Raw genomic sequence first — 23,206 nt, 5'->3', positions numbered from 1 at the left:
GCTAGCGCTTCCGTCCGGGACGATATGGCCATATGGGGCAGGCAATGGACACGCCGCTGCGCGGCTTTTGTATGGGGTTTGCGATCGGGGCGGCGCTGGTGCTGCTCCGCGCGACGATCGGGGCAGGTGAGATGTCGGCAAAGCCGGTTTCGTTCTGGATGTATGTGCTGGCTGGCGCGGTGATGATCATCGCCTCGACGATCGCCATGCCCTTCCTCAGCCCGCGCAAATCGGGTCGCGCCTGATCGCGCTGCGACGGCACGCCGTCGCGTCGTCGTTCGGCCCGGGGCGGGACCTTCGCCGTGAGGGCGTACCGGGATCAAACCGGTACGCCCTCGGGAATACGCGCTGGCGCCTTAGGCCTTCACGTGCTGCGAGATGTACTTGTTCATCTCGAACATCGTGACCTTGTCCTTGCCGAACACCTTCTTCAGCTTGTCGTCGGCGAGGATCTCGCGCTTGTTCTCCGGGTTCTGCAGGTTGTTGGACTTGATATAGTCCCACACCTTGCTGATCACCTGGCTGCGCGGCAGCTTCTCGTTGCCGACGACGGCACCGAGCTCGGCCGAGGGCTGAACGGGGGCGTGGATGCCGCCGGTCTTGGTAGTGGTAGCCATCGCATTCCTTCCTGTTTCGCCCGGTCCATCGCCGGGCGGAGCGATTCACGCCTTCTTGAGCGCCCCCGCCTTGTGCGCCGCCTTTCCGCCGTTGTCACTCTCTACAATATATTGCGGGTCGTCCTTCGACGCACGGACGGTGTGGTCCTTGATCTTGGTGTCCTTCGTCACCTTCTTCTCGACCTTGCCGTGGGCGGTGCCGCCGTGGCTCTTCCAGGTCACCGTGTCGCCGGCCTTCAGGTTCGCTGCCATGTCCGTTCCTCCTGTTGGGTGAGGGTGACAGCGCGCGAACGGCCCGCGGGTTGCGTCCCGCGGGCCGCCGCACCGGCCGGGATCAGAACTTGAACCCGGCGGCGACGCCGTAGCGACGCGGTTCAATGGTGAAGATGTTGGTGTACAGACCCGACGACTGGTCGCCGACCGCCTGGCCGGTGATGGCATTGTTGTCGGTCAGGTTCTGCACGAACGCGCGCAGGTACAGCCGGTCGCCCGGCGCGTTGACCTGCACCTGTGCGTTGACGACCTCGTAGCCCGGTACGCGGTCGATGTTCATGTTGAACACGCTCGCGTAGAAATTGCCGGTGTAGTTCAGGTCCGCGCGCGGCACGATGGTCCAGTCGCCCGCGACCGGGATCGTATATTGCGCACCGACCGCGAACTTGTACGTCGGCGCCTGGGGCAGCTTGTTGCCGTTCAGGCTGACGCCGACGCCATCGGTGACGGTGAAGGGCAGCGCGCCGCTGGGCACGCCGAACAGGGCGCGCAGCGGCGCCGACGGATTGGCGGCGGAGGCGGCGAGCGCCGAGCATATGCCGAAGGCGCCGGTGGTGCCGGTGCCCGGCACGGCGGTGGGCGCCCGCAGGCCGATGGCGCTGTTGACCGCCGCGACATAGCCGTTCGCCGCCGCCGCGCCGCCCGCGGTGGGAATGACGACGCAGTTGGAGGCGTTGGTGATATCCTTGATGATCACCGTGTCGGTGCGACCGCCCGACGGCAGGCGCGGGTTGATCAGCTGCTTGTCGCCGGTGATCTGCGTCTTCAGCGCGCTCATGTTCATGTTGACGACGAAGCGCGGGGTCGGGCTGATGATCGCCTCTGCCTCCAGACCGTAGATGTTGGCATCGACATTGTCGTTGACCGCGGTGCGCGCGACGATCCGGCTGAGCTGCAAGCCCTTGTACTTGTAGTAGAAGCCGGTGACGTTGAGGCGTAGCGCACCGTGGCCGAAGCTGTTCTTCGAACCGATCTCGAAGGCATCCACCTGCTCGGGTGCGAAGGCCTGGGGCACGGTGAAGGTCGCCGGCAACGGCGGATTGATGCCACCCGACTTGTAGCCGCGCGAATAGGACGCATAGAGCAGGTTGTCGGGCGTGATCTTGAAGTCGAATACCGCGCGGCCCGTCAGCCGGCCGAACGCGACCTGGCGGACCGCATAATCCTGCACGCCGGCGGTCGTCGGATCGAAATCGGTCGAGGCGTAATTCAGGCCGCCGTTGATGCTGGTGGCGTTGTACGGCGTCAGCACGTTGAGTGTCAGGTTGCGCGCCTGCACGTATTTGTCGTCATGATTGTAGCGCAGGCCGAGCGTCAGCTTGGCGCGCGAGCTGACCTCGAAATAGGTCTCGCCGAACACCCCCCAGGATTTCAGCCGGAAATAGGGCGTGTCGTTGCGATAGAAGGGCGAGGCGAGGAAGGCGTTGCCGCCGACCCCCGGAATGGCCGCCGACGAGGCTGCGCCAAGGATGCCGGACGCATAATCCAGTCCAAAGGCGTTGACGAAATAGTCGTTGTTTCTGCTGCGATTGTCCAAATAGATCCCGCCGAGCAAGAAGTTGAACGGCCCGTCGAAGCTGCTGTCGACATGCGCCTCCGCGGAGATCTGGCGGCTGGTGATGCGCGAGCGGTCGAAGTCGAGGCTTTGCGGATAGCAGCCGATGCTCGCGCCGCCGTAGACGCCCAGATTGTTGGGGTCGGGCGCCGATTGGCAGACCCCGCCGGCCGGCCCGTTCGGAATCAGCGTCTGGCGCACGCCGTTGAGGAACGCGAACGGGCTGCCCGCCCGACCGAGCGCGTTGAGCTGCGCCAGGCCGGGGTTGTTGGCCAGCGACCCTTCCACGGCGAGGTTGTAATCGACCGTGCTGTCCACGGTGTTGCGCGCGTAGCCGCCCGTGAAGTTGAAGTTCACCCGGCCGAAATCGTGGAATATCTTGGCGGTATATTGCTCCTCCTCGGCGAAATAGGTCGGCGTGTAGTCGACGCGGACGGTTCGCACGTCGGTCGGATTGATCACGCTGGCATAGGGATCGGTGCCGTAGAGGCTCTGCAGCGCGAAGCGACCGAGCGCCGGATTGTTGACGTTGAAGAATTCGGTGGACGTCAGCACCGCGGCCAGCGTCGAAAGGCCGTTCGTCGTCTCGAAGCCCTTGGTGTCGGGCAGGCAGCCGAGCACGCCGGTCGGGTCGCGATGGCAGAGCTGCTTCTGGATGCGGCTGCGATTGTCGCGCTCGTGGAAATAATAGCCGATCAGGTCCACGCGCGTGTCGCTGGAGGGTGCCCAGGACAGCGTGCCGCGCACCGCATAGAGATCGCGGTCGTCGATCCGCCGATTGTCGTAGGTATTGAGGGTATAGCCGTCGCGCTTCAGATAGGTGCCCGCGACCCGGATGCCGAGCGTGTCGCCGATCGGCAGGTTGAACATGGCCTGCGCGCGTTTCGAACCGTAATTGCCATATTCGAATTCGCCGGCGGCGTGGATGGCGGTGAGATCGGGCTTGGCGGTGATGAAATTCACCACGCCGGAGGTCGCGTTGCGTCCGAACAGCGTGCCTTGCGGGCCGCGCAGGACCTCGATGCGCTCAAGATCGAAGAATTCCGTCTCGAACAGCCGCGTCGTCGTCAGCGGCATGTCGTTGACGTGGATGCCCGTCGCGGTGTCGCACGATGTGCCGACGCAAAGATCGCCGATGCCGCGGATCGTGAAGCTGGAGGTGGTGAAGCCCGTCTTCGTATAGGTGATCGAGGGCAGCGACTGCTGTAGCGCGACCGGATTGACGATCTGCTGCTTCTGAAGATTGTCGGCTGTGAAGGCGCTGACCGCGATCGGCACGTCCTGCAGCCGTTGCGACTGGCGCTGCGCGGTGACGATGATGTCGCCCAGGCTGGCCTGGGAGTCGGTGGTCGTGCTCGACGGCGCCTCCTGTCCCGGGCCGTTGGTCGGCGCGCCATTCTGCGCGCTGGTCGTGTCGGCGGTCTGCGCGGCGGCGGGCACCGCGGTCGCCAGAATGATGGCGGTCGCGGCAAGCAGGCGATATTTGATCACGGTGGCACCCTCCCAAGGAACGCCGCCCGCTGGTCTGATGCCCGCGATCCGGCACAACATCCGTTATGTCGCAGGGTGTTATCCTGAGTTTCGCCAGTCAAGCGGCATAGGTGAAGATAATTACGTATGCGTCCGGGAAGCCACATCCTCTGGAACCGTTGCGGGATCGTACCTATTGTCCGGAGCCGGCGCTCGGCCGGCTGACGAAGGATCTCGATGTATGACCGACACCGGAGATACGCCGGACGATGGCGATCTGGTGAGCCAGACCAGCGACGCGGCGATCCCCGCGGAGGTTGCGGAAGCCGTGCGAACGTTGATCCGCTGGGCGGGCGACGATCCGACGCGCGAAGGCCTGGTGGATACGCCGCGACGCGTCGCGAAGGCGTGGCGCGAATATTGTGCCGGCTACGCCGACGATCCCGCGCATCACCTGTCCCGCGTGTTCGAGGAGGTCGGCGGCTATGACGAGATCGTGCTGCTGCGCGACATCCCGTTCCAGTCGCATTGCGAGCACCATATGGCCCCGATCATCGGCAAGGCGCACATCGCCTATCTGCCGAAGGATCATGTCGTCGGCATCTCCAAGCTCGCGCGCGTCCTCCACGCCTATGCCCGGCGCCTGCAGGTGCAGGAGCGACTGACGGCGGAAGTCGCCGATTGCATCTGGACCCACCTGAAGCCCCAGGGTGTCGCCGTGGTGATCGAGGCGAGCCATGCCTGCATGACCGCGCGCGGCGTCCGTACCCCGGGCGTATCGATGACGACGAGCCGGATGATGGGTGTCTTCCGCGACGACGAGCGCAGCCGCAAGGAAGTGTTGGCGCTCATCGGTCTGACGCGGGCGTGAGCGAACGGCCGCGAGGCTGGGTGCTCGTGACCGGCGGCGCGAAGCGGCTGGGGGCCGCGATCGCCCGCGCCTGTGCGGAGGCCGGCTGGCGCCCGGTGATCCATTTCCGCGAATCGGCGGATGAGGCCGCGACGGTGGCGGCTGCGCTCGGCGGCGTGCCCGTGCGGGGCGACCTGGCCGATACGGCGGACGTAGAGACGCTCTTCGCCCGCGCGCGGCTCGCGACGGGCGCTCCGATCGCCGCGCTCGTCAACAGCGCGTCGCGCTTCGCGTTCGACCGGCCGGAGGCGATCGATCCCGGCTTGTCGGCCGAGCTGCACGCGATCAACGCGGTCGCCCCGGCGATGCTTGCCGCAGCGCTCGCGGCGCAGGAGGATCTGGACGAGGGGGTGGTCGTCAATCTGCTCGACCAGAAGCTCGCCAACCCGAACCCCGATTTCTTCTCTTACTCGCTCAGCAAATATGCACTGGCGGGTGCGACGACGATGCTGGCGCAGGCGCTCGCACCCCGCGTCCGCGTCAATGCCGTCGCGCCCGGCCTTACCTTGCGCAGCGGCGACCAAAGCGAGGAGGAATTCGACACGGTATCGCGTCGCAACCTGCTGGAGCGCCCCGTCGGCGCGCAGGCGGTGGCGGACGGTGTCGTCTATCTGCTCGGCGCGCGCAGCGTGACCGGTCAGACGCTGTACGTCGATTGCGGTCAACGCTTCCTCAAGCGAGACGGCGACGTGATGTTCGAGGGGCGAGGGGGCGGCGGGAATGGCTGAATTCACGACGATCCTCAAGGGGCTCGAGGTCATGATGCGCCTCGGCATCCATCCGCAGGAGGCGGTGCCGCAACGCGTCATCCTGTCGGTATGGATGACGGTCGACTATCCCGATCCGCCGCGCGCCGACCGGATCGCGGAGGTGCTCGACTATGACTTCGTGCGCGACGGCATCGTCGCCCTCGCCGACGGCGCGGGATTCGATCTGCAGGAGACGCTGGTGGAGGCGGTCGCGGCTTTGTGCCTTTCCGATCCGCGCGTCCGCCGGGTGCGGGTGCGGTCGATGAAGCCCGACATCTATCCGGATGCCGGTGTCGGATGCGAGATCGTCCGCACGCGCTGAACCACCGCCGGTTCCCCCGGCCGCAGGCGCATGATAGCCACGTCGCGATCGGCACGGAGGACGGGATGAACGGCAGGCGCGGAACGTGGTGGCGATCGGCGGCGCTGATGATGACGATCGCCGTCGGGACGGGAACCGCCGGCGCCCAGACGATCATGACCCCCAAGGACGATGGCGCGGTCCTGCGCGCCCGGCTCGCGCCCGTGATGGATCCGCCGGGGCGGGCGATGCCGGCCGATGTCGCGGGCCTCGACGCGATGGTCCAGGCGCGCAGCTTCATCCCGCTGGGCAACCGGTTGATGGCCCCGAAGGATCTGGCGGCGATCGATCTCGACCTCAACTGGATGCAGGCCCGGCTGTTCGAGGGCGCGGGATTCTTCGTCGCTTATTCCTACATGCGCGCCTTGTGGGCGCTGGGCACGCATGTGCCCGCGGACCAGGGCGAAGGGCTGAAACAGAATGCGGCCGCCATGTTCCTCTACACGCTCAGCCTCGCGTCCGTCGACGGATCGCGCTGCGGCGACGTGACCGCGCCCGGCCATCGGCAGGATCAGCTGTTCCGGCAGGACGCCGACGTCCTCGCCTATCTGCGCGGCCTGCCGCCGCCCCGACGCGCGCAGGTGGGGACGATCGCCGTGTCGATCGAATCGGCGACGGCGGGCGTGCGGCGCGATGATCCCGTGCTGTGCAGCGGCGGCATGGAGGAGATGGAGGCCGGGCTGAAGGGGAATGGCAAGGCGCCGCTTCGCCAGGTGCCGAACGCGCCCGGCGTGGCCGGAAAGACCTATGCGGTGCCGCCGTCCCCGGCATACCGGCCGCGCTATGTCGCGGACGCGGTCGCGGAGCCGAAGCGCGTCGCGGCGCGGCAGGCACTGCCGACGATGCTGACCCGCCTTCTCGCCGCGCCCGGCGGCGGGGGCACGGCGCCCCCCTGATACCAGGCATTCGTCCGCGCTTTCCTCGCGCGGCCGTGCCTTCCGGCGACGATGTGATCGGATGGTCGGATCGATTGGAGGCCGGTCTCACGGCGCCGCCGAATCCACCGTGCCTCGTATCGCCGTAGCGTTTCGGCGCATCGGTCGCGGCGCACGCCGTCCGCCCGGCTGCCGGGTTGCAGGGTGCGGCGGTCCGATACGCCGCGCGGCGGGACGAGATCGCCAATCAGCGGGGACGGATCGGCTGCGCGGCTGCGGGCCGGCCTAAAGTCTTTTCGGGAGCCGTGCCGCCGCGAGGGCGCTGCCCCGCCCATTCGCAACGCTGCCCGGGGCGCGACCATGCCGCGCCTCCCGATGGCGGTCCCGCCTGGCCCTAGCCGTGCGCCTGTCGCGCGGCCGCGTGGCGGGCGGCATGGTCGAGCAGCGCGTCGAGATCCGCGCGCGCGATGTCGAAGCTTTCGTGCATGTCATCGAGTGCCGCGTCGATGTCGCCGGCCTGGAAGTGCGATGGCGCGGGGGCCACCGGCGCCACGACCGCGCGATGGGGATAGCTGTGCCGCCCGGTGCGGTGGAAGGCGATCGCCAGCATCGCCAGCACGACGGAGTTGAGCGCGACCGGCAGCAGCGCGAAGGCGAAGCCCGCGGCGTGCACCGCCGGACCGCCGATGACGGCGGTCAGCGCCGCCGCGCCGCCGGGCGGGTGCAGGCATCGCAACAGCGACATAGCGAGGATCGCGCCGCCGACCGCCACGGCGGCCGCGACCGTCACGTCGGGAATCAGGCGCCAGGCGGCGACACCGACCACGGCGGACGCGGTATTCCCGCCGATCACCGACCATGGCTGCGCCAAGGGACTGGCGGGGACGGCGAAGGCGAGAACCGCGGATGCGCCGAGCGGCGCGACGATGATCGGAAGGTCCGCGGCGCCCAGGTGCAGCCGGCCGCAGATGAGCATGGTCAGCCCGATGCCGATCGTCGCGCCCAGGCACGCGAGCAGACGGTCGGGCAGGGATCCGCCCGCGAGGATCGGCTTGAACAGGCGCATGACCCGCCGTGGCCGAATTCTACCCGGCCCGTCAACGCGAAGCGTGATCTATCCCTTACTAGGGTCGCCTTGCGCATCGCGGGGCGCCGGTGCGCCTTCCATCAGCCAGGCCATGGCCGCCGCTTCGCTGTCGAATACCGCGCGCTTGTCGTCCGAGATGCGTTTGGCCTGAAGCGCGTGCAGCTTGCTCGCGACGATCATCGCGATCCGACACGACGGTGAGTCAGGGCGTACCATCTTCGCGAATTCCGCGACCACATTCTGCGGCAGCAGGTTCTTTTCGCGCATGTCGATCAACGTGCGCAGGTGGCCGTGGCGCGTTCCCGACGCGAGCATTTTCCGCAGCGTCGTGGCGACGTCGGCCGCGAAGCGCTCGGTTATATCGGTGTCCCAGTCGCCGCGCAGCGTCAGTCGCAGGAATTCGCCGGGTGCGTCGAAGTCGATGGAATAGGTCGGGCGTGTCATGAGGGCATCATGACACGCCAAGACAAATGAAGAGTTAATCCAGAACGGACTTTTGTGCGTTATTTGCGGCGCTTAGCACGGCACGCACGCTGGCGGTCGCGATGTCCGTGTCGAGGCCGACGCCGAAGACGGTTCGGCCGTCGGGCGTGCGGCATTCGACATAGGCGGCGGCCTGCGCGTCCGCGCCGTGGCCGATCGCATGTTCGCTATAATCGACGACGTCCAGGCTGGGTCCGGTCGTTTCGGCAAGCGCGGCGATGACGCCGGAGATGAGACCATTGCCGCGCCCCGCGATGCTACGCTCCTCGCCGTCGACGGCGACCCGGCCGATGAACAGCCGATCGCCGGCGCTGCCGCTCTCCTCATAATCGCGCAAAACGAACCGGTCGTCGTCGCGCGGCAGGTAGGTCGCCTCGAATCGCCCCCAGATGTCGGCGGCGCCGAGCTCGCGGCTGGTCTCGTCCGCGAGCTGTTGCACGTGGCGGCTGAAATCGGCCTGCAGCCGCTTGGGCAGCTTCAGGCCCTTGTCCTGCTCGATGATCCAGGCGACGCCGCCCTTGCCGCTCTGCGAGTTGACGCGGATGACCGCCTCGTAGCTGCGACCGAGGTCGGCCGGGTCGATGGGCAGGTAGGGTACCTGCCACAGATCGTCGTTGCGTTGCGCCTGCGCCGCGAACCCCTTCTTGATCGCGTCCTGGTGGCTGCCGGAGAAGGCGGTGAAGACGAGATCACCGGCATAGGGCGTCCGCGGGTGGACCGGGATGCCGGTGCAATGCTGCACCATGTCGACGATGGCGTCGATGTCCGACAGGTCGAGCGCCGGGTCGACGCCTTGCGTGTACATGTTGAGCGCGACCGTTACGAGGTCGCAGTTGCCGGTGCGCTCGCCATTGCCGAGCAGGCATCCTTCGACGCGGTCGGCGCCGGCCATCAGCCCGAGCTCCGCCGCCGCGACGCCGGTGCCGCGGTCGTTGTGCGTATGGAGGGAGATGACGACCGTTTCGCGGTTCGGAATGTGGCGCCCGAACCATTCGATCTGGTCGGCATAGACGTTCGGCGTCGCGCATTCGACCGTCGCGGGCAGATTGAGGATCAGCGGGCGCTCCACCGTCGGGCGCAGCACATCCATCACGGCCGCGCATACCTCCACCGAAAAGTCGAGTTCCGCGGTGGAGAAGGTTTCCGGGCTGTATTCGAAATGCCATTCGGTGTCCGGGTAGCGGGCGGCCTGGTCGCGCAGCACCTTGGCGCCTTCGACGGCGATCGCCTTCACCTCGTCGCGCGTCATACCGAACACGATCTTGCGCCAGGCCGGCGAAACGGCGTTGTAGAGATGGACGATCGCCTGTTTCGCGCCCTGAAGGCTGGCGAAGCTCGTCTCGATCAGGTCGCGGCGCGACTGGGTCAGCACCTGGACGAAGACGTCGTCGGGAATGCGGTCCTGCCGGACCAGTGCGCTGATGAAATCGAACTCAGTCGCCCCGGCGGACGGGAAGCCCACCTCGATCTCCTTCAGGCCCAGCTTGCAGAGCAGGTCGAAGAAACGCCCCTTCTTCTCCGCGTCCATCGGATCGATCAGCGCCTGGTTGCCGTCGCGCAGATCCGTGGAGAGCCAGCGCGGCGCCCGGGTGATCGTGTTGCCGGGCCACTGCCGGTCGGGCAGGTCGACGGGCGGGAAGGGGCGGTATTTGGTCGAGGGCGTGCGGAGCATGATCGGGTCCCGGCTCTGGGCCGCCGCGGTGGACTCCGCGCGCGGCGCTATGTGGCGCTGAAGCGGATTCGGCCCTTAAGGGAAGCGCGCCTGTGCACTGCCGCCCTTAAGGGCGGATAAGTCGAAGGAAGGCGCGCAGGTCGGTCATCTCGTCCGCTCGTTCATGCCGCCCGATCCGGCCCGTGTCCAGCGATGATGTCGGGTCAAGCGACGCTTTGCCGCCAGCCTTTATTAACCCTTTGATCCTAGGAAGGGGCGGACACGGGCGGGGGCTTGTTGATCCACGGTAGGAAAGGCCCGACGCCATGCGCCAGCTCGTCTATATCAGTACCCTGCGGCGTGGCGAGTCGGTCGATGCCGAACAGATCCTCGCGCAATCGCGGCGCAACAACGCGCGTGACCGTGTGACCGGCCTCCTGTTCTTCGACGGCAAGCGGTTTCTGCAGGCGCTGGAAGGCGAGGAGGGGGCGGTCAATGCCGCCTTTGCGCGCATCCAAGCGGACGCACGGCACTATGCGCTCGTGGTGCTTTCCAATCGCACGATCGCGTCCCGCGAATTCGGCGAATGGGCCATGGCCTATGCGAAGCCGGGAGAGGCCGCCGACGCGCTGGATCGCGTGGTCCGTCTGACGGCGGAGGCGGACGCCGGCGTGCGCGCGACGTTCGAGGGCTTCGCCAAGGTGCGCCGGGCGGCCTGAACCGCACCGGCGCAGCAGGGGCGAACGTTAGGCCGTGAAGGCGGCGTGGATGTGCAGCTTCACGGTGTCGGAGACGACCGGTGCATAGGCGCCGACGCCGAAGTCGCTGCGCTTGATCGTCGTCGTGCCGTCGAAGCCGAAATTGAGCTTCTTGTTCATCGGATTGGTACCGGCACCGACGAAGGTCGCGTCGATCGTCACCGGCCTGGTCTGGTCCTTGATCGTCAGATTGCCCGTGATCGTCGCCTTGTTTCCGCCGCGCGGCGTTACCGAGGTCGAGACGAAACGGGCGGTCGGGTAGGTCGCTGCGTCAAAGAAATCCTTCGACTGCAGGTGCTTGGCAAACGGCGCCGCGGTGACGCTGAGCTGATCGATCTGGAAGGTCACGTCGACCTTCGCAGCGGCAGGCTTGGCGGGGTCGATGGTGATCGAGCCGGCCGACGCGCCGAACATGCCCTCCAGCACCGAGAAGCCCATGTGGTTCACTTCCCAGGCGACCTGCGTGTGGAAGGGATCGACCTGATAGGTGCCGGCGGGCACCTTGGCGCTCGGCTGGCCGGGCTGACCCGGTGCGGTCGGGATGATCTGTGCGATCGCGGGAACGGCGGCCGTGGCGAGCACGGCGGCGAGGATAAGGCGCATGGATGGTCTCCCCTGTTGGATGGCCGGGGTTTGACCATAATGTCCGCCCGACGAAAAGCGCCGGAACGGAAACGCTTGGTTGCGCCACCCTCACCCTGGTCGTGCCCGCGGGCGTGGACCCGCGGGACAGGCGAGGGTGGCCGGCCCCGTCAGTTCTTCGCCTTGTCGACCAGCTTGTTCGCTCCGATCCACGGCATCATCGCGCGCAGTTCGGCACCGGTCTTTTCGATCGGATGCGCCTGCGCCGCCTTGCGCGCGGCCTTCAGTTCCGGCTGGCCGGCACGATTGTCGAGGACGAAGTTCTTGACGAAGCGACCCGACTGGATGTCGGCGAGCACGCGCTTCATCTCGGCCTTGGTGTCATCGGTGATGATGCGCGGGCCGGTGGTGATGTCGCCGTATTCGGCCGTGTTGCTGATCGAATAGCGCATGTTGGCGATGCCACCCTCATAGAGCAGGTCGACGATCAGCTTGGTCTCGTGCAGACATTCGAAATAGGCCATCTCCGGGGCATAGCCAGCCTCCACCAGGGTTTCGAAGCCCGCCTGGATCAGATGCGTGATGCCGCCGCACAATACCGCCTGCTCGCCGAACAGGTCGGTTTCGCATTCTTCCTTGAAATTGGTCTCGATGATCCCGGACCGGCCACCCCCGACGCCGCTGGCGTAGGCGAGCGCGACGTCATGGGCGTTGCCGCTGGCGTCCTGATGGATCGCGATCAGGCAGGGGACGCCGCCGCCTCGGACATATTCGCTACGGACGGTATGGCCCGGGCCCTTGGGCGCGATCATGATGACGTCGATGTCCGCGGGCGGCTCGATCAACCCAAAATGCACGTTGAGGCCGTGCGCGAAGGCGAGTGCGGCGCCGGGCTTCATATTGCCCTTGAGGTCGTTTTCCCAGATCGCCGCCTGATGCTCGTCGGGAGCGAGGATCATCAATATGTCGGCCCAGCCGGCCGCATCCTTGTTCGACATCACCTTGAAGCCGGCGGCCTCCGCCTTCTGCGCGGTCGCAGAGCCCGCGCGCAGCGCGATCGCGACGTCCTTCACGCCCGAATCGCGCAGGTTCTGCGCATGGGCATGGCCCTGCGATCCATAGCCGAGAATGGCGATCTTCTTGTCGGTGATCAGGTTCAGATCGGCGTCGCGATCGTAATAGACCTTCATTGTTCGTCCCTTTGCTTCTTTTTTCCCTCTCCCGCCGGGAGGGGATAGGAAGGCTTGGCAGCGCGCCGCCGAGCCGGAGTTCGTGAGGGCGGGGCGCCGCGGCCCTCACCCTTCCGCGCCTTCGGCGCTCCCTCCCTCGTCCGGTGGGAGAGGGATTTTACGCCGCCTCGCGGCCGCGGGCGATGGCGGCGATCCCGGTGCGGGCGACCTCGACCAGCCCCACTTCGCCCATCAGCTCGACGAACTTGTCGATCTTCTCGATCGTGCCGGTGACCTCGAACACGAAGGAGGCGATCGTCGCATCGACGACGCGCGCGCGATAGACCTCGGCGAGGCGCAGCGCCTCGATCCGGTGGTCGCCGGTGCCAGCGACCTTGACCAGCGCCAGTTCGCGCTCGACGTGCGCGCCACGGGCGGTGAGGTCGGTGACCTTGTGCACGGGTACCAGCCGATCGAGCTGCGCGATGATCTGCTCCATCACCGACGGCGACGCGCTGGTCACGATGGTGATGCGGCTGACCGCCTTGTCGGCGGTGATCTCCGACACCGTCAGGCTCTCGATATTGTAGCCCCGTGCGGTGAACAGGCCGGCGATCCGGGCGAGGATGCCCGGTTCGTTGTCGACGATCACCGACAGGGTGTGGCGTTCCGTGGCTTCGGTCTTGATGTGCATGGGACTTCTTCCCTCCTCCCGCGTGCGGGAGGACTCGGGGTTGGGAAAGCCGCGAGCGGGTCCGAGGGTGGACAAGCCCACCACCGACCCCTCCCGCAAGCGGGGAGGGGCGTTACACCAGCGCTTTCGCCTCGTCGTCCATCGTGCCGGATACCTCGTTCGCCTGCAGGATCATGTCGGTGTGCGCTGCGCCCGAGGGTATCATCGGGAAACAATTGGCGAGCTTGGCGACGCGGCAGTCGACGATCACCGGGCCCTCATGATCGAGCATCGCCCGGATGCCGTCTTCCAGTTCGCCCCGCGCCTCGATGCGGATGCCTTTCCAGCCATAGGCCTCGCCCAGCTTCACGAAGTCCGGCAGGCTGTCGGAATAGCTTTCGGCATAACGGCTTTCATACGTCAGTTCCTGCCACTGGCGGACCATCCCCATATATTCGTTGTTGAGGATGAAGATCTTGACGGGCAGGCGATATTGCGTGGCCGTGGCGAGTTCCTGGATGTTCATCTGGATGCTCGCCTCGCCGGCGATGTCGATGACGAGCGCCTTCGGATTGCCCAGCTGCGCGCCGATCGCCGCAGGCAGGCCATAGCCCATCGTGCCGAGACCGCCGCTGGTCAGCCACTTGTTCGGTTTCTCGAAGCCGAAATGCTGTGCCGCCCACATCTGGTGCTGGCCGACCTCGGTCGTGATGATCGGCGATCGGGCATGCGTCGCCTCCCACAGCGCGCGGATCGCGCGCTGCGGCATGATCTCCGTCCCGGATTCGGGGAAGTCCAGCGACTTGACCGCGCGCCAGCCGGCGATGCGCCGCCACCAGTCCGACGTGTCCGGCTTCGGATGTTGACGCGCCTTCCAGACGCGCACCATGTCCTCCATGGCATGGCCGGCATCCGCGATGATCGCCAGATCGACGCGCACGTTCTTGTTCACGCTCGACCGGTCGATATCGATGTGAACCTTGCGGCTGTTCGGGCTGAACGCGTCGAGGCGACCGGTGACGCGGTCGTCGAAGCGGCTACCGATCGCGACGACCAGGTCCGCCTGGTTCATCGCCATGTTCGCCTCGAACGTCCCGTGCATCCCGAGCATGCCGAGGAACTGCGGCGAAGATGCCGGGAACGCCCCCAGGCCCATCAGCGTCGACGTGACGGGCGCGCCCGTGATCCGTGCCAGTTCGCACAGCAGCTGGGATGCGGCGGGACCTGCGTTGATGACGCCGCCGCCGGTGTAGAGGATCGGTCGCTCCGCCGCGGCGAGCATGTCCACGACCTGCTCGATCTCGCTCTGGGGCGCCTTGACTTGCGGGCGATAGGTCTTGTGCTGGATGACGCCGGGCTTGACGTAGCGCGCGGTGGCGACCTGGACGTCCTTCGGAATGTCGATGACGACCGGACCGGGGCGACCGGACGTGGCGATATGGAACGCCTCGTGGATCACCGCGCCCAGTCGCGCCGGGTCCTTCACCAGATAATTGTGCTTCGAGCAGTGGCGCGTGATGCCGACGGTGTCCGCCTCCTGGAAAGCGTCGGTACCGATGAGGCTGGTCGGCACCTGGCCGGTGATGACGACCATCGGGATCGAGTCGAGCAACGCGTCGGTGATCCCGGTCACGGCATTGGTCGCGCCCGGACCCGAGGTGACGAGGACGACGCCCGGCTTGCCGGTGGAACGAGCGTAGCCCTCCGCCGCGTGGGTCGCCGCCTGCTCGTGCCGGACGAGGATGTGCTTGATCCGTCCCGAGCGGAACATCGCGTCGTAGATCGGCAGGACGGCGCCGCCCGGATAGCCGAACACGACCTCCACGCCGAGATCGCACAGCGCCTCGACCAGGATGTCTGCTCCGCTCTTCTCCGCCACGATAACCTCCATACGCCTTGGTCGAGGGCTGCGCGGGTAGAGGGGGTGCCGGGGTGGGTCAACCCATTATAGCAATAAAGATGCAATTTTGTTTTCGGCATCGACAGAATCTGTCGCGATATGCCAGCTGGATGGTGGCTGGTGTCGAAACCAGGTATATTGCCGCTTGGCATAGCGGCGGGTGTCGAGGCTGGTCCGGGCAAGCGCCGCGGCGCGGTCGCATTCGCCCCGCACCATGGCTGCGATCGGCGGTACGCCGATCGCGCGCCGGATGGGGGCATCGTCGGGAACGTCGTTGCGATCGAGCAGGGCGGCGACCTCCTGGACCGCGCCGGTCGCGAACATCGTGGCGCAGCGTGCGTCGATCCGCTCGATGAGCGTCGCGCGATCGGGCAGGAGGACGACCGCGGCGAGCGCGACGCGGTCCGCGATCCCGCCGGTACGTTCGTCCTGCCAGGACGCCAGCGGACGTCCGGTGGAGCGGACCACCTCCAGTGCGCGCGCGACGCGCGCCGCATCGGCCGGCGCCAGGCGCGCGGCGGCGGCGGGATCCTCGACCGCCAGCAGCCGGTGCGCGTCCGCGACGGGCAGCGCGCGGACCGCCTCGCGGATCGCCGGATCGATCGTCGGCACCGGCGCAATGCCGTCGATCAGCGTGCGCAGGTACAGGCCGGTGCCGCCGACCAGGATCGGCAGTCGCCCCCCGGCGTGTGCGGCGTCGATTTCGGCGCGCGCCTCCTGCGCCCATCGGGCGGCGGAATAGCCGGCGTCGGCGGCGTCGACATGGCCAAACAGTCGATGCGGCGCGCGCGCCTCGTCGGCGGTGTCGGGGCGCGCGGTCAGGATGCGAAGGTCCGCATAGACCTGGCTCGCGTCCGCATTGATCACGACGCCGTCGTGCGTTTCGGCCAGGCGGACCGCCGCGGCGGACTTGCCGCTGGCGGTAGGCCCTGCGATGAGCGCCAGCGCGGGTTTGGAGGGCAAGGTGTTCACGGCAACGCTCATAGCAGCAGATCGACTCGATGCGGGCGATTGTTCGACGGCAGCCGACCGGCTTGCGCAGGCGGGCTGTATGCCCTCGGCGCCACTATGGATCGACGCCGGTCGCGCGGCGGACATTCCCTTCGCGACCGACGCGGCGGCGGCGCGCGTCGCGCTGGAGCAGGCGTTCGCGCGGGTCGACGTCGTCGTGCAGCCGAGCGCGACCCGGGCCAAGGCGTTGATCGTCGCCGACATGGATTCGACGATGATCACGGTCGAATGCATCGACGAGCTGGCCGATTATGCCGGCATCAAGGCCGAAGTCGCCGAAGTGACGGAGCGCGCGATGCGCGGCGAGCTCGATTTCGAGGCGGCGCTGGACGCGCGGGTCGCACTGCTTGCGGGCCTCGACGAGGCGGTGATCGCACGCTGCCTGAAGGAACGCGTGACCATCATGCCCGGCGCGAAGGCGCTGGTCCGCACCATGCGTGCGCAGGGCGCGACGGCGATCCTCGTCTCCGGCGGCTTCACGCGCTTCGCGGAACCGGTGGCGGCGGAGATCGGGTTCGATCGCGCGATCGCCAACCGCCTGCTGATCGCCGACGGGCGACTGACGGGCGCGGTGGCCAAGCCGATCGTCGGTGCGGCGACGAAGGAGGAAACGTTGCTGGCGGCGATCGAGGCGGGAGGGATCGATCCCGCGCGGAGCCTGGCGGTCGGCGACGGTGCCAACGACCTGGCGATGATTCGCCGCGCGGGGCTGGGCGTCGCCTATCACGCCAAACCCGTCGTCGCGGCGGCGGCGGCGGCGCGTATCGATCACGGCGATCTTTCCGCGCTGCTGTACGCGCAGGGCTATCCCCGCACGATGTGGGTCGATTGATCGCGCCCGATCAGGGCGCGATCACCACGCACGACACGCCCGACGTGGTGCAGGCGCGCTGCGCCCGCGCCTTGTCGCCATAGCCAACCGCCTGCAGGCGGATGACGTTGCCCGCCTTGACATAGGCGGGCTGGGCGCCGGCGAGTCGGCCGTGCACCTTGGCCCATTGCGCCTCGGCATTCGCCTGGGTGCTGAAGGCGCCGATCTGGATCCGCCATGCGCCGTTCGCGCGCGGCTTCGGCTCAAGAGACGGCTTGGCGGCCCTGGCCACCGGCGCGGGCGTTTTTTCGCCACTAGCCTTGGCTACTTGTTTCGCCGGCGTCGCGGCGGGGGCGGGCTTGCCCGGCGCCGGATGCGCGATCACCGGCTGCTCCGCGACGCGATCCGGCACCGGACGATCGGGTGAGGCCTGGGGCATGCGCGGCCGCGGTGCGGCTGACGACGGAGCGGCTGCCGGGGGACGGGAAGGCGGCAGGTCCGCCGTGGCGATCCGCGTCGCTCGCGCAGGATTGGCATCGGGCGCGCTGCGCTGCGCGGCGGCATATTGCTGCGCCAGCTGCGTCCCGCGTTCGCGATCGGCCGGGGTGATATACTGGTCCATCTGCGCCAGCGTCTCGGACGCGGCGCTCAGGCCGGCGCGGGAGGCCAGCGTCATCAGCGCATAAGCGCGCGGATAGTCGCGGGACACGCCATCGCCGTTGAACAGCATCGTGCCGAGGACGAGTTGCGCGCGCGGTTCGCCGCGCGCCACCGACTTGTTGAGCCAGGGCAAGGCATCTGCCTTCTTGTTCGCCTGGAACAGGGCGAGACCGTAATTGTCCTCCGCCTGGGCATGACCCTGCAGGGCGGCCTTGCGGAACCAGCTTTCGGCCAGCACCGGATCGAGCGGCACGCCGCGGCCGAGCTTATAGGCCTGGCCAAGGTTGAATTGCGCATCCGCATCGCCCGCGACGGCGGGACCGCGCCACTGGTCCACCGCGGCGGCATAGTCGCCGCGACCCCAGGCATCGACACCGGCCTTCACGTTCTGCGCCGCCGCCGGCGTCGCCGCACCGAGCATCGCCACCGCGAACCAAACCGAGCCACGCATGCTTCACCCCTCAGATACCCTGGCCTGCATCATGCCCCGACGCGCCCAAGAAGGCAAAGCGCGGGCGGCCGATGGGGCGCTCGTGCGTCGTTAACGGCTTTTTAGCGCGCCTCTGGCACCTCAAGATCGCCGATTTGGGCAGTTTAATTCGAAGGGGGCCTATGCGCGTTCTCGCGATGGCATCGCAAAAGGGTGGTTCAGGCAAGACGACCTTGTCCGGACACCTGGCCGTGCAGGCGCAGATGGCGGGCCACGGCCCCGTCGTGCTGATCGATATCGATCCGCAAGGGTCCCTCGCCGACTGGTGGAACGAGCGGACGGCGGAATATCCCGCCTTCGCGCAGACCACCGTCGCCCGGCTCGCCGCCGATCTCGAATCGCTGCGGCAGCAGGGGTTCAAGCTCGCGATGATCGACACGCCACCGGCGATCACCATGGCGATCCAGAGCGTCATCAACGTCGCCGAGCTGATCGTGGTACCCACCCGGCCGAGCCCGCATGACCTGCGTGCCGTCGGCGCGACCGTCGACCTGTGCGACCGTGCCGGCAAGCCCCTGATCTTCGTCGTCAACGCCGCGACGCCCAAGGCGCGCATCACCAGTGATGCCGCCGTGGCGCTGTCGCAGCACGGCACCGTCGCGCCGATCACGCTGCACCAGCGCACCGACTTCGCCGCGTCGATGATCGATGGCCGCACCGTCATGGAGGTCGATCCGAACGGCAAGTCCGCCGCAGAGGTGGCCGCGCTGTGGAGCTATGTCGCCGACCGGCTGGAAAAGAATTTCCGCCGCACCGTCTTCACCGTCCCGACCAGCGGCGGCGGCTTCGGGGCGCGGCCTGCGGCCGGTGGCTTCGGTCGCCGCGTGGTGGGAGGCTGAGCGCGTGATGTTCGGCAGCGGACCCAAGCCGATGGCATCCCTCTCGTCCGGCCTGCTCGCCCGCAAGGGGCAGGCGCGACCCGCCATGCGCAGCCAGGGACTGGGGGGCTTCGGCCACGGTCTCGACGATCTCGGCTGGAACGACATGGGCGGGGAGACCGCGGCCGCGCCGGCCGCCGTGCCCGCGCAGCCGCAGCCGCAGCCACAGCCACAGGCACAGCCGCCCTCGTCGGCGGCGCCCGCGGTGGTTGCTGCATCACCCGATTCGCCCGCACCGGTGTCGGCGGAGTCGATCCCGACCGTGCTGCTCGAGCGCGAGCGGCTTCAGGCCGCGATCACGCCGCCGCCCGCGGTCAAGTCCGTCTCGGTCGCCACGGCGACCCGCCTGCGCCGCGAGACGCAGCATGCCGGAAAGGCCGCCTTCACGCTGCGCGTGGACGCGGAGCGGCATCTTCGCCTGCGTATCGCGTCGGCGATCACCAACCGGTCCGCACAGGACCTCGTCACCGAGGCGCTCGACGCGCTGCTCGCCGCGATCCCGGAGGTGGAGGCGCTCGTCGCGCAGCTGCCCCAGGGCAAGCGCGGCCGCTAGAAGTTCCGGGGGGAAGCATCCGATGAAGACCCGCACGATCCTGTCGCTCAGCCTGTCGGCGCTGGTGCTTGGCGGCACCATGGTCGGCTGCACCGCTAATGGCGCGCATGTCGCCGCCGCCAGCGACCGCGCGGCGCAGCGCGCCGCGCACGACGCCGCCAAGCAGGCAAGCAAGGCCGCGCAGGCCCTGCAGAAGCGGGACGCGCCCGTCGCGATCGGCTATGCGGAAGCGGCGGTAGGCCTGGCCCCGCGCGACGTCGGCTATCGGATGATCCTGGCCGACAGCTATATGCGCGCCGGTCGCTTCGCCTCCGCGCGGGCGGCCTATGGCGACGTGCTGCAACTGACCCCCGACAATGGCAAGGCGGCGCTCAACCTCGCGCTGACGCAGATCGCGGGCGGGGATTGGGTCGCTGCGCGCGCGACGCTGGGCGCTCACGGCAACGCCATTCCGGCGGCCGATCTGGGTCTCGCCACGGCGCTTGCGGGCGATCCGGCGACGGCGGTGGCGATCCTGACGCCCGTCGTACGCTCCGGCCACAGCAGTCCCAAGGCGCGGCAGAATCTGGCGCTGAGCTATGCGCTGGCCGGCGAGTGGCAGATGGCCCGCGTCGTCGCGGCCACCGACATGTCGCCCGCCGACGTCGACGCGCGCATGGAGCAATGGGCAGCCTTCGCCAAACCGAGCTCGTCGATGCAACAGGTCGCCGCGCTGCTCGGCGTGACGCCGGGGCCCGACGCCGGCCAGCCCGTCGCGCTGGCGCTCAACGCACCGGTGCCGGTCGGCACGCCCATGGCGCAGCTGCCGACGCAGGTCGCAGCGGCGGACCCCGTCGTTCCGGCCCCGCTGCCGTCCCCGTCGCCGTCGCCAACCGCGATCGCCGCGGCCACGCCGGCCTCGGTCGCCGCACCGACGGCCGCGTCGGCCGCGACACCCATGAGGATCGCCTTCGCCCCGCGCCGCGAAGTCGTGCAGCCGCTGCCTGCCCCGATGCTCCGCGCCGCCGGACCGATGAAGGTCGCCGCCAACGTCGTCGTCCAGAACGTCCCGCCGGTGCAGCGGCTGGCGCGGCATGGCGAATGGTACGTCCAGCTCGGTGCCTACAGCACCGTCGCGGTCGCGAAGTCCGGCTGGGCGATCGCCACCCGCAAGTTCGCCGCGCTGTCCGGCCATCAACCGACCGGCGCATCCTTCGCCGGGCGGCAGGGCCAGCTGTATCGCCTGTCGGTCGGCGGGTTCAGCCGCGAGGCGGCGGACAGCTTCTGTCGCGGCTATCGCGCCAAGGGGGGCACGTGCTTCATTCGCCGCGACGCAGGCGACCGGATGGCGCAGTGGCTGCGGACGCCGGTGCAGGTGGCCGCGCGCTGACCGCGCCGACCCGTCCGGTGTCGCCTATCGCGCACCGGCGCGGTCGACGCCTCGGCATTGGACGCTGGCCGTCGCGTCCTCAGATCTCGCGGCCGCCCTTCCACAGGCGCAGCACGCGACCCTGAACGGGCAGGCCGTCGAAGGGCGTATTGGCACCGCCGCCGCTGAACGCGGTGCCGTCGATCTGCCAGGGCGTGTCGGCGTCGAACAGCAGGAGGTCGGCAGGCTTACCCGCCTCGAGCGTGCCCGTGTCGATGCCAAGCACCCGCGCCGGATTGGCGGCGAGCAGCGCAAACAGCCGGTCCATCGCCAGGTGGCCGTCACGGACCAGCATCAGCGCCAGCGGCAGCAGCGTCTCCGCGCCCGCCATGCCCGGCGTCGAATCGGCGAAGGGCAGGCGCTTCTCCTCCGGCCCCTTGGGGTCGTGACCGGACGCCAGCACGTCGATCGTCCCGTCTGCAATGGCGGCAAGCGCCGCCTGCCGGTCCGCTTCGCCGCGAAGCGGCGGGGACAGATGCGCATAGGTCCGGAAATCGCTCGCGGCGATGTCGGACAGGTGCAGATGCGCAGGGGTGATGCCGCATGTCACGCGCACCCCGCGACGCTTCGCCGCGCGGACGAGGTCGAAGCCCGCGGCGGTCGTCACCTGCCGAAGGTGGAGGCGCGCGCCGCTGTCCTCCGCCAGCATGATGTCGCGGGTGACCGCCAGCGCCTCGGCGATCGCGGGCGCGGAGGCGAGTCCCAGTCGCGTCGCCGTCTCGCCGTCGGTCGCGACCGCCCCCTGCGTCAGCCCGCCGTCCTCGGCATGCGTGACGACTGCGATATCGAGATCGCGCGCATAGGCGAGGACACGGTGCATGACGCCCGAATCGGCGATCCAGCCCTTGCCGGTGCCGACGGCCTTCGCCCCGGCGGAGGCGCAGATCGCCATCTCCGCCATCTCGGCGCCGGCGAGACCACGCGTCGCGGCGGCGATCGGATGGATCCACAGGTCGGGCTTGCCGATCAGGGCGGCGCGCTGGACGATGCCGGGATCGTCCAGGACCGGGCGACCATCGGGCATCAGTGCGACGCGAACGATGCCGCCGGCGCGGCATGCGGTGCGATCGACGGCGAAGACGCCGAGATCGACGATCCCGGGCGCCAGCATCTTGCCGGCGCAGTCGACCGTCAGCGCATCGGCGGGAACGTCGATCGTACCGGCGGCGACGATCGCCCCGTCGCGAACCAGCAGCCCGCCGTCGCGCGTGCCGGCGACCGGGCAGACGAGTCGCGCGTTGAGAAAGGCGGTGACGGTCATGCCCAGCCCTCCACCTTGCGCGCGCGTCGGGTCAGGATGTCCAGACACGCCATGCGTACCGCCACGCCCATCTCTACCTGCTCCGTGATCGCCGATTGCGGACCGTCGGCGACGCTCGAGTCGATCTCGACGCCGCGGTTCATCGGCCCCGGGTGCATGACCAGCGCGTCGGGCAGGCGCGCCATACGCTCGGGCGTGAGCCCGTACCGAAGGCGATATTCGCGCGTCGACGGGATATAGGCGCCGTCCATCCGCTCGTTCTGGACGCGCAGCATCATCACCACGTCGGCGCCGACCAGCGCCTTGTCGAAATCGGTGAAGGCGGTGACACCCATTCGCTCGATCGCAGGGGGCATCAACGTCGATGGCGCGCAGACCCGCACTTCGGCCGCAAGCGCGGTCAGGCTGAGGATGTTGGACCGCGCGACCCGGCTGTGCAGCACGTCGCCGCAGATGACGACCCGCTGGCCGGCGATGCTGCCGCGGCGACGGCGGATGGTCAGCGCGTCGAGCAACGCCTGGGTGGGATGTTCGTGGCGGCCGTCGCCCGCGTTGAGCACCGGGCAGTCGACCTTGTCCGCGATCAGGCGCACCGCGCCCGATGCCATGTGGCGGATGACGATGACGTCGGCGCGCATCGCGTTCAGCGTCTGCGCCGTATCGATCAGCGTCTCGCCCTTCTTCACACTCGACTGCGCGGCATGCATGTTGACGACATCGGCGCCCAGCCTCTTGCCCGCGATCTCGAAGCTGAGCAGCGTCCGCGTCGAGTTTTCGAAGAAGGCGTTGATCTGGGTGAGGCCGGCAAGCCGCTTGTCGGGGGCGGCATGGTCGCGATTCGCACCGATCCAGCGCTCCGCCTCGTCGAGCAGGAACATGATCTCGTGCGGCTGGAGGCCGTCGATGCCGGTCAGATGCCGGTGCGGAAAGACGGCGCCGCCAGGAAGCTGCGCGGCGGGGCGGTGATCGGACGCTGTCATCGAGAGCGCCGGGTATACGCGCGCGGGCCGGGGGGCAACCT

The 23,206-nt window shown here is 68.3% G+C and carries 24 protein-coding genes; 10 read left to right on the top strand and 14 right to left on the bottom strand.

The genetic code is table 11. The annotated features are described in order from the left end of the window. The first annotated feature begins 44 nt into the window (after positions 1 to 44). The gene (locus IQ292_RS06565; protein ID WP_203309522.1) at positions 45 to 245 is read left to right on the top strand and encodes a hypothetical protein; all 201 of its coding nucleotides are present in this window, start codon (positions 45 to 47) and stop codon (positions 243 to 245) included. 111 nt (positions 246 to 356) lie between these two features. On the opposite strand, the gene IQ292_RS06560 is transcribed toward IQ292_RS06565, so the two are convergent. From IQ292_RS06560 to IQ292_RS06550, 3 genes are all read right to left on the bottom strand, one after another. Continuing rightward, on the bottom strand, positions 357 to 617 hold the full coding sequence (locus IQ292_RS06560) for an SWIB/MDM2 domain-containing protein (RefSeq protein ID WP_203309521.1): 261 nt from the start codon (positions 615 to 617) through the stop codon (positions 357 to 359). Between the two features lie 45 nt (positions 618 to 662). Then, entirely contained in the window at positions 663 to 869 is a 207-nt protein-coding gene (locus tag IQ292_RS06555; protein WP_203309520.1) for a hypervirulence associated TUDOR domain-containing protein, read from the bottom strand. An 82-nt stretch (positions 870 to 951) separates the two neighbouring features. Further along, positions 952 to 3,936 (bottom strand): TonB-dependent receptor, encoded by a 2,985-nt coding sequence (locus IQ292_RS06550; RefSeq protein WP_203309519.1) that lies wholly within the window; start codon positions 3,934 to 3,936, stop codon positions 952 to 954. 220 nt (positions 3,937 to 4,156) lie between these two features. On the opposite strand from IQ292_RS06550, the gene folE reads away from it, so the two are divergent. From folE to IQ292_RS06530, 4 genes are read left to right on the top strand one after another with little or no spacing between them, the layout of a single operon-like run. After that, positions 4,157 to 4,786 carry a GTP cyclohydrolase I FolE gene (folE, locus tag IQ292_RS06545; protein WP_203309518.1) on the top strand — a complete coding sequence of 210 codons (630 nt, stop codon included), beginning with the start codon at positions 4,157 to 4,159 and terminating at the stop codon, positions 4,784 to 4,786. After that, positions 4,783 to 5,553, top strand: a complete 771-nt coding sequence (locus IQ292_RS06540) for an SDR family oxidoreductase (protein ID WP_338057597.1) — start codon at positions 4,783 to 4,785, stop codon at positions 5,551 to 5,553. The genes folE and IQ292_RS06540 overlap by 4 nt, the downstream gene beginning before the upstream one ends. After that, positions 5,546 to 5,896: a dihydroneopterin aldolase gene (locus tag IQ292_RS06535; protein WP_203309517.1), complete on the top strand. Its 351-nt coding sequence runs from the start codon at positions 5,546 to 5,548 to the stop codon at positions 5,894 to 5,896. Before IQ292_RS06540 ends, IQ292_RS06535 begins: the two co-directional genes overlap by 8 nt. After that, the gene (locus tag IQ292_RS06530) at positions 5,872 to 6,831 is read left to right on the top strand and encodes a hypothetical protein (RefSeq protein ID WP_203309516.1); all 960 of its coding nucleotides are present in this window, start codon (positions 5,872 to 5,874) and stop codon (positions 6,829 to 6,831) included. The genes IQ292_RS06535 and IQ292_RS06530 overlap by 25 nt, the downstream gene beginning before the upstream one ends. Before the next feature lie 373 nt (positions 6,832 to 7,204). Here IQ292_RS06530 and IQ292_RS06525 read toward each other — a convergent pair whose 3' ends face one another. The 3 genes from IQ292_RS06525 to leuA are packed head-to-tail and all read right to left on the bottom strand — an operon-like array spanning position 7,205 to position 10,052. Next, positions 7,205 to 7,876: an HPP family protein gene (locus IQ292_RS06525; RefSeq protein ID WP_203309515.1), complete on the bottom strand. Its 672-nt coding sequence runs from the start codon at positions 7,874 to 7,876 to the stop codon at positions 7,205 to 7,207. A gap of 48 nt (positions 7,877 to 7,924) precedes the next feature. Beyond that, complete coding sequence (locus tag IQ292_RS06520; protein ID WP_203309514.1) at positions 7,925 to 8,341, bottom strand: hypothetical protein; 417 nt, start codon at positions 8,339 to 8,341, stop codon at positions 7,925 to 7,927. Positions 8,342 to 8,375: 34 nt separating this feature from the next. Beyond that, positions 8,376 to 10,052 carry a 2-isopropylmalate synthase gene (gene leuA, locus IQ292_RS06515; protein WP_203309513.1) on the bottom strand — a complete coding sequence of 559 codons (1,677 nt, stop codon included), beginning with the start codon at positions 10,050 to 10,052 and terminating at the stop codon, positions 8,376 to 8,378. A gap of 305 nt (positions 10,053 to 10,357) precedes the next feature. On the opposite strand from leuA, the gene IQ292_RS06510 reads away from it, so the two are divergent. Continuing rightward, the gene (locus tag IQ292_RS06510) at positions 10,358 to 10,750 is read left to right on the top strand and encodes a BLUF domain-containing protein (protein WP_203309512.1); all 393 of its coding nucleotides are present in this window, start codon (positions 10,358 to 10,360) and stop codon (positions 10,748 to 10,750) included. 27 nt (positions 10,751 to 10,777) lie between these two features. On the opposite strand, the gene IQ292_RS06505 is transcribed toward IQ292_RS06510, so the two are convergent. The 5 genes from IQ292_RS06505 to miaA all read right to left on the bottom strand — a co-directional run bounded on the left by IQ292_RS06505 (position 10,778) and on the right by miaA (position 16,097). Beyond that, positions 10,778 to 11,392 carry a YceI family protein gene (locus IQ292_RS06505; protein WP_203309511.1) on the bottom strand — a complete coding sequence of 205 codons (615 nt, stop codon included), beginning with the start codon at positions 11,390 to 11,392 and terminating at the stop codon, positions 10,778 to 10,780. A 149-nt stretch (positions 11,393 to 11,541) separates the two neighbouring features. Continuing rightward, positions 11,542 to 12,561, bottom strand: coding sequence for a ketol-acid reductoisomerase (ilvC, locus tag IQ292_RS06500; RefSeq protein ID WP_203309510.1), 1,020 nt, complete (start codon positions 12,559 to 12,561; stop codon positions 11,542 to 11,544). Between the two features lie 157 nt (positions 12,562 to 12,718). Next, positions 12,719 to 13,234: an acetolactate synthase small subunit gene (gene ilvN, locus IQ292_RS06495; protein ID WP_203309509.1), complete on the bottom strand. Its 516-nt coding sequence runs from the start codon at positions 13,232 to 13,234 to the stop codon at positions 12,719 to 12,721. Between the two features lie 112 nt (positions 13,235 to 13,346). Continuing rightward, positions 13,347 to 15,092 (bottom strand): biosynthetic-type acetolactate synthase large subunit, encoded by a 1,746-nt coding sequence (gene ilvB / locus IQ292_RS06490; protein ID WP_203309508.1) that lies wholly within the window; start codon positions 15,090 to 15,092, stop codon positions 13,347 to 13,349. Between the two features lie 66 nt (positions 15,093 to 15,158). Beyond that, complete coding sequence (gene miaA / locus IQ292_RS06485) at positions 15,159 to 16,097, bottom strand: tRNA (adenosine(37)-N6)-dimethylallyltransferase MiaA (RefSeq protein WP_203309507.1); 939 nt, start codon at positions 16,095 to 16,097, stop codon at positions 15,159 to 15,161. On the opposite strand from miaA, the gene serB reads away from it, so the two are divergent. Continuing rightward, positions 16,078 to 16,956, top strand: a complete 879-nt coding sequence (gene serB, locus IQ292_RS06480) for a phosphoserine phosphatase SerB (protein WP_203309506.1) — start codon at positions 16,078 to 16,080, stop codon at positions 16,954 to 16,956. The two genes, miaA and serB, sit on opposite strands and share 20 nt — an antisense overlap. Positions 16,957 to 16,966: 10 nt before the next feature. Here serB and IQ292_RS06475 read toward each other — a convergent pair whose 3' ends face one another. Then, positions 16,967 to 18,046, bottom strand: a complete 1,080-nt coding sequence (locus tag IQ292_RS06475) for an SPOR domain-containing protein (protein ID WP_203309505.1) — start codon at positions 18,044 to 18,046, stop codon at positions 16,967 to 16,969. Positions 18,047 to 18,207: 161 nt separating this feature from the next. On the opposite strand from IQ292_RS06475, the gene IQ292_RS06470 reads away from it, so the two are divergent. Genes IQ292_RS06470 through IQ292_RS06460 form a run of 3 tightly spaced genes read left to right on the top strand, consistent with a single transcriptional unit; the run spans position 18,208 to position 20,885 of the window. Next, positions 18,208 to 18,924 carry a ParA family protein gene (locus tag IQ292_RS06470; protein WP_203309504.1) on the top strand — a complete coding sequence of 239 codons (717 nt, stop codon included), beginning with the start codon at positions 18,208 to 18,210 and terminating at the stop codon, positions 18,922 to 18,924. Between the two features lie 7 nt (positions 18,925 to 18,931). Next, positions 18,932 to 19,516 carry a hypothetical protein gene (locus IQ292_RS06465; protein WP_203309710.1) on the top strand — a complete coding sequence of 195 codons (585 nt, stop codon included), beginning with the start codon at positions 18,932 to 18,934 and terminating at the stop codon, positions 19,514 to 19,516. A 22-nt stretch (positions 19,517 to 19,538) separates the two neighbouring features. Then, positions 19,539 to 20,885 (top strand): SPOR domain-containing protein, encoded by a 1,347-nt coding sequence (locus IQ292_RS06460; protein WP_203309503.1) that lies wholly within the window; start codon positions 19,539 to 19,541, stop codon positions 20,883 to 20,885. Between the two features lie 79 nt (positions 20,886 to 20,964). Here the strand turns inward: IQ292_RS06460 and IQ292_RS06455 are convergent, their stop codons facing one another. After that, positions 20,965 to 22,185, bottom strand: coding sequence for a dihydroorotase (locus tag IQ292_RS06455; protein WP_203309502.1), 1,221 nt, complete (start codon positions 22,183 to 22,185; stop codon positions 20,965 to 20,967). Beyond that, on the bottom strand, positions 22,182 to 23,165 hold the full coding sequence (locus IQ292_RS06450) for an aspartate carbamoyltransferase catalytic subunit (RefSeq protein WP_203309501.1): 984 nt from the start codon (positions 23,163 to 23,165) through the stop codon (positions 22,182 to 22,184). Before IQ292_RS06450 ends, IQ292_RS06455 begins: the two co-directional genes overlap by 4 nt. Between the last annotated feature and the right edge of the window lie 41 nt (positions 23,166 to 23,206).

The sequence above is a fragment of the Sphingomonas beigongshangi genome (assembly GCF_016820445.1).
GTDB lineage: Bacteria > Pseudomonadota > Alphaproteobacteria > Sphingomonadales > Sphingomonadaceae > Sphingomonas > Sphingomonas beigongshangi.
Note: the sequence above shows the minus strand (reverse complement) of the source record. Positions and strands in the feature narration are given on the sequence as shown.